Source organism: Ideonella sp. B508-1, assembly GCF_000333615.1.
In the GTDB taxonomy this organism is placed as follows: Bacteria; Pseudomonadota; Gammaproteobacteria; order Burkholderiales; family Burkholderiaceae_C; genus Ideonella.
Genome location: NZ_BADL01000188.1, coordinates 1 through 5,574, shown reverse-complemented (window position 1 = coordinate 5,574; position 5,574 = coordinate 1). Strand labels below are relative to the sequence as shown.

Here is a 5,574-nt window from a genome sequence, read left to right as displayed (position 1 = left end):
GCGCGCTGGGCTGGCAGCGCTCGATTTGCAGGCGCAGGTCGTGCAGCGCGTCCAGGTCCAGCAGCACCCAGGCCATCAGGGACAGCAGGCGCGCGGTGGCGCCCTGTGCGGGGTCGAGCTGGGCCTCGAACAGCGCGCGCAGCTGCAGCTCCAGCGGGGCGGCCTGCTGCTGGGCCGTGCGGTGCTGCTCGTTGAACTGCAGACCGTGCGAGGCCAGGAAGATGCTGCTGGCCCCACGTTCGCGCTGCAGGGCGTGGATCAGCTGGCCGATGACGGTGACCAGCTCCACCCGCGTGGCCAGGTGCCGCACGGCGTCGATGTCCAGCTGCTTGGCGCGCAGGACGAATTGGGAGACGGACAGCGACATGGGGCGGGCGGCTCGGGGCATCGGAGCCCCGATTGTCCGCAAGATGGATGCCCGCCGGAACCCTCAGGCGTCTGCGGTGCGAACGACAGAGAGCATCCATGGTCTGTTTCGTTGCCTCTCTGGAGACCCTGCCGGGCGGCGGTGAGGTCTCGACAAGGCGGAGACCGAAGACCGTCTCATTCCGGCCGCACCCCGCGCCCGCCCCGGGGCCGGGTGGGCAGCGGTTGCTCCTGGACCGTCAGCCGTGCGTCGCAGGCGGGCTTGAGCTGCTCCGGTGTCTGGCACAGCCGCAGGCCCGTGACCGTGGCCACCATGGCCAAGACGGGCCTGCACCGCCAGTTCATAGGCCCGCTCATACCCGTACCTGGCCACGGAAAACCGCTTGGCCTGCCTGCGCTGCCCCTGCCGCTCCAGCCGGGCCACCCAGTGCTGCTCCTCGGCCAGGTGGCCATCGGCTCGCTTGCGGCGGACCGTCATCAGTGTCACGCCCGGTGTGCCCGAGGTGTTGTTGCCCCGCTGGCGCATGCACAGTTCCTGTTTGGTGAACGGCGCCAGCTCGGCCAGACGGGCATCCCGCCAGGCCTGGGCCGCCGCCAGCGCCTGATCCATGTCGCCATAGCGCGCTGCGCTGAAACACCGCCGGTGGGTCACGCCACGGCGGTACAGCCGCACTTCCCAGAGCTGGCTCAGCGAGGAGCGTTTGATGCCGAAGTGCGAGTCCTTCGGGGACAGGGAAGTGTCGCGGTCTTCAGGCGTGCGCTGCTGCGGCATGGTCCGTCCTTTCGGCTTGTATGTTCAGGCCAGACCAGCGCGGTAGAGTCTGATCGTCGTTGAGACGACCAGACCGGCCCGTGCAGTTTGGTAGGCGCTTGGGTGTTCGAGCCCGTGACTGAGTACAGAACGCACGGCCGCCGTGCTGGTCTTCCTGAAGCCCGAACGGTTACGCGCGCTGGCTTGTCCGAGCGCGCATGCACAAGCAAGGGATCCGAAGACCATGTCTGCTTCCTCAGTGGTGGTGGGCATCGACGTGGCCAAGGCGCATGTCGATGTCTCGGTGCTGGGCGCCAAGTTCGATGCCCAGCGGTTCGACAACCAGGCCGAGGGCCACTCGGCGTTGACGGCAGCCCTGAGGCCGCTGGACGTGGCACTGGTGGTGATGGAGGCCACTGGCGGCTACGAGACGGAGCTGGCCTGCGCGCTGCAGGCCGCTGGCCTGCCTGTGGCGGTGGTCAACCCGCGCCAGGCGCGCGACTTCGCCAAGTCGATGGGTCGCCTGGCCAAGACCGACAGGGTGGATGCTCGCATGCTGGCGGAGTTCGCCGCGGTGCTGTTGCGTCGCGAAGACCTCGCCCGCTTTCTGCGCCCACTGGCCGACCCCCAGCAGCAGTGGCTGGCTGCGCTCGTCACTCGCCGGCGCCAGTTGCTGGCCATGCTGCTGAGCGAGCGGCAGCGCCTGCAGATCACGCCCAAGGGTCTGCACCCCAGCATCGAGGCCATCGTGGCGGCCATCAAGGCGCAGCTCGACGAGATCGAGGCACAGATGGTCAGCCATGTGCGCGAGCACTTCGCCGAGCTCGACCAACTGCTGCAGTCGGCCAGCGGAATTGGCCCGGTCGCCAGCGCCACGCTCATCGCCGAGTTGCCTGAACTGGGGCGGCTCAACCGACGCGAAATCGCCGCCTTGGTGGGCATTGCGCCGATGGCCAATGACTCCGGCTCCAGCAAGGGGCGACGACGCATCCAGGGCGGCCGTTTCGATGTCCGCCGAGTGCTGTACATGGCTGCGCTCACCGCCAGCCGTCGCAACCCCGTCGTCAAGGCCTTCTACGAGCGCCTGATCGCCGCCGGCAAGCTGCCCAAGGTCGCCTTGGTGGCCTGCATGCGCAAGCTGCTGACCACGCTCAATGCCATGGTCCGCACCAACAAACCTTGGGACAACTCGCTTCACGGCGCTTGACTCGGAAGACGGTTACTCAGTCGTCCGAAGCCGGGTCCAGGTCGGGAAACAGCACGCTGGTGAAGCCGAGCTGACGCAGATCGCGCATGCGCGTCGGGTAGAGGCGGCCGATCAGGTGGTCGCACTCGTGCTGCACCACCCGGGCATGGAAGCCCTCGGCCCAGCGGTCGATGGCCTGGCCCTGCGGATCCACCCCCTGGTAGCGGATGCGCTTCCAGCGCGGCACCTGCCCCCTCAGCCCGGGCACCGACAGGCAGCCTTCCCAACCGTCTTCCTCGCCCGCGGCCTCGTCCGGGGTGATCACCGGGTTGAGCAGCACGGTGTGGGGCACCGGCGCGGCATCCGGATAACGCTCGCTGCGCTCGAAACCGAAGATGACCAGCTGCAGATCGATGCCGATCTGGGGGGCCGCCAGGCCCACGCCACCGGCCGCGGCCATGGTGTCACGCATGTCGGCGATCAGGGCCTGCAATTCGAGCGTGCCGAAGGCCGACACGGGCTGGGCGACCCGCAGCAATCGGGCATCGCCCATCTTCAAGATCTCGCGTACCGGCACGGCTCGTCCTCATTCGGGTGGCTGCAAGGTGGGGAGGACCGACCTGCCCCAGGGCCGATTGTCGCGCGCCCTGCCTAGAATGGCCGGCTCCACCCATGTCGCTCGCCCGCCTGATCCTCACCTTCGTCCGCCGCCATGCCTGGGCCTATGCCAGCGCCGGCCTGACGCTGTTCGGGATCGCCCTGCTGACGGTCTGGCTGCCGCGCCAGATCGGCCACCTGGTGGACGCCCTGGTGCAGCACCGGCTCGACCGCCCCACCCTGGTCTGGGAGCTCGGGCGCCTGCTGCTGGCCGGCGTGGTGATCTACGGCCTGCGTGTGGCGTGGCGGCTTCAGCTCTTCGGCGCGGCCTACCAGATGGGGGTGGAGCTGCGCGCGCGGCTGTACGAGCGTCTGGCCCTGCAGGGGCCGCGCTTCTTCCAGACGCGGCGCACCGGCGACCTGATGGCCCTGGCCACCAACGACGTGGACGCGGTGGAGATGGCCTCGGGCGAGGCGGTGCTGGCCGGCTTCGACGGCACGCTGACCCTGGTGATGGTGGTCGGCACCATGGCCCTGGCGGTGGACTGGCGTCTGGCCGCGGTGGCCCTGCTGCCCTTTCCCTTCATGGCCACCGCCTTCTGGTGGATCTCCACCCGCGTGCACGATGCCTCGCGCCTGGCGCTGGAGCGCTTCGGCGCCCTGAACGACCACGTGCAGGAAACCCTGTCCGGCGTGCGCACCCTGCGCGCGCTGGGCCTGGAAGCCCGCAGCAGCGCTCGCTTTGCCCAGCTGGCCGGCGCGGCGGCGGACGCCAGCACGCTGTCGCAGCGCTGGGAAGCCCGCTACGAACCGGCCGTGGGCATCACCCTGGCGGTGGCCAGTGCGCTCTCGCTGGGCCTGGGCGGCTGGCTGGTCTGGCAGGGGGCGTTGAGCATTGGCCAGCTCACCAGCTTCGGCCTGTACCTGGGTCAGCTGGTGTGGCCGATGTTCGCCGCCGGCTGGGTGCTGGCCTTGTGGGAGCGCGGCCGTGCCGCCTGGGGCCGGCTGAGCACGGTGCTGGAAGAACCCCTGGCCATCGACGACGACGGCACGGTGGCGCCCGTGCAGGCCGGTGGCCTGCAGCTGCGGGGCGTGAGCCTGCATTACCCCGGCAGCACCCGCGCGGCCCTGTCGGCGCTGGATCTGGACATTCCCCAGGGCAGCACCCTGGGCCTGGTTGGCCCCACCGGCGCCGGCAAGAGCACGCTGATCCGCCTGCTGCTGCGCCAATGGACGCCCCAGTCGGGACAGATCCGGTGGGGGGGCGTGGCGCTGGCCGACTACACGCTGGAAGCCTTGCGGGCCGGCATCGCCTGGGTCCCGCAGGAGCCCAACCTCTTTTCGGCCAGCGTGGCGGAGAACATCGCCCTGGGCCGGCCCGAGGCCAACCCGGCCGAGATCGAGGCGGCCGCGCGGCTGGCCGCGGTGCACGAGGACATCGAGCGCCTGCCCCAGGGCTATGCGACGCCGGTGGGCGAACGCGGCGTCACCCTGTCGGGCGGCCAGCGGCAGCGGGTGGCCATTGCCCGCGCCCTGCTGGCCGACGCCCCGCTGCTGCTGCTGGACGACGCCCTCTCGGCGGTGGACACCGACACGGAGCACCGCATCCTGCAACACCTGCGGGCGCAGCGCCGCGGCCGCACGGTGATCGTGGTCAGCCACCGGCTCTCGGCGGTCATGGATGCCGACGCCATCGCCGTGCTGCGCCAGGGCCAACTCGTCGAGCTGGGCACGCACGAGGCCCTGCTGGCCAAGGGCGTGCAGGCGGGCTGGTACGCCCACCAATGGCGCATCCAGCAACTGGAGACCTCGCTTGGCCAAGCCTGACACCGCCCCGGCATCGCCCTTCCAGGACGGCGTGGCCCGCAAGGCCGCCGCCCTGCTCTGGCAGGCCGCGCGTCCCGAAGCCCGGCCCATCGGCTGGGGCCTGCTGTGGCTGCTGCTGGCCGCGGCGCTGGACGCGCTGGGGCCGGTGCTGGGCAAGGCCCTCATCGACCGCCACCTGGTGCCCCACCAGCCCGGGCTGCCCGCGATGCTGGGTCTGCTGCTGGGCGCCCTGGTGGCCGGCTGCACCGCCAGCCTGCTGCGCTACGGCCAGCTCAGCCGCCTGGCGGGCGTGGCCATGCGCTCGGTGCAGCGCATCCGCGAGGCGGTCTATGGCCATGTGCTGCGCCTGCCCATGGCCTTCTTCGACACGGCCATCACCGGCCAGTTGGTCAGCCGCGTGACCAACGACACCGAGGCGGTCAAGCAGCTCTATGTGCAGGTGCTGTTCGTGATGCTGGACGCGCTCATCATGCTGGCCAGCGTGCTGGTGACCATGACCCTGCTGGACTGGCGCCTGATGCTGATCGTGGCCACGCTGGTGCCGGCGGTCTTCGCCATCGTCTACGTCTACCAGCGCATTTCCGCCCCGGCTGTCGCCCGCACCCGGGAGCTGCGCAGCAGCCTGAACGCCCAGGCCGCCGAATCCATCGCCGGCATGGCGGTGCTGCAGGCCAGCGGGGCGGCGCCGCGCTACGAGGCCCGCTACGCGCAGGTCAACCAGGCGCACTACGCCTCGCGGCGGGTCGAGTTGCGGGCCAACGCCTTCCTGCTGCGGCCGGCGCTGGACCTGCTCAATGTGCTGATGCTGGCCATGGTCATCGCGGTCTTCGGCCTGCGCGAGCCGGCG

6 protein-coding genes are annotated in these 5,574 nt (G+C 70.5%); 3 read left to right on the top strand and 3 right to left on the bottom strand.

Annotated elements, in window-relative coordinates:
• Both I73_RS08540 and I73_RS31515 read right to left on the bottom strand, forming a co-directional pair.
• The coding region (locus tag I73_RS08540; RefSeq protein ID WP_026096476.1) for a nitrate- and nitrite sensing domain-containing protein at nt 1-367 on the bottom strand (367 nt) is incomplete at its 3' end.
• Nucleotides 368-430: 63 nt separating this feature from the next.
• Nucleotides 431-1,138 carry an AP2/ERF family transcription factor gene (locus I73_RS31515; RefSeq protein ID WP_083876636.1) on the bottom strand — a complete coding sequence of 236 codons (708 nt, stop codon included), beginning with the start codon at nt 1,136-1,138 and terminating at the stop codon, nt 431-433.
• A 223-nt stretch (nt 1,139-1,361) separates the two neighbouring features.
• Here I73_RS31515 and I73_RS08530 point away from each other — a divergent pair, with 223 nt between their 5' ends.
• Nucleotides 1,362-2,324, top strand: a complete 963-nt coding sequence (locus I73_RS08530; protein WP_026096257.1) for an IS110 family transposase — start codon at nt 1,362-1,364, stop codon at nt 2,322-2,324.
• 16 nt (nt 2,325-2,340) lie between these two features.
• Here the strand turns inward: I73_RS08530 and def are convergent, their stop codons facing one another.
• Entirely contained in the window at nt 2,341-2,880 is a 540-nt protein-coding gene (gene def / locus I73_RS08525; protein ID WP_022980224.1) for a peptide deformylase, read from the bottom strand.
• Between the two features lie 95 nt (nt 2,881-2,975).
• Between def and I73_RS08520 the strand changes: the two genes are divergently transcribed.
• Both I73_RS08520 and I73_RS08515 read left to right on the top strand, forming a co-directional pair.
• Nucleotides 2,976-4,727 carry an ABC transporter ATP-binding protein gene (locus tag I73_RS08520; RefSeq protein ID WP_022980223.1) on the top strand — a complete coding sequence of 584 codons (1,752 nt, stop codon included), beginning with the start codon at nt 2,976-2,978 and terminating at the stop codon, nt 4,725-4,727.
• Nucleotides 4,714-5,574: ABC transporter ATP-binding protein (locus I73_RS08515; RefSeq protein ID WP_022980222.1), on the top strand; the 861-nt coding region annotated here is incomplete at its 3' end. The genes I73_RS08520 and I73_RS08515, both read left to right, overlap by 14 nt.

Bases quoted from the DNA above. Each gene is read 5' to 3' on its own strand.
- I73_RS31515 (WP_083876636.1), bottom strand. From the start codon at position 1,138: ATGCCGCAGCAGCGCACGCCTGAAGACCGCGACACTTCCCTGTCCCCG.
- I73_RS08530 (WP_026096257.1), top strand. From the start codon at position 1,362: ATGTCTGCTTCCTCAGTGGTGGTGGGCATCGACGTGGCCAAGGCGCAT.
- I73_RS08520 (WP_022980223.1), top strand. From the start codon at position 2,976: ATGTCGCTCGCCCGCCTGATCCTCACCTTCGTCCGCCGCCATGCCTGG.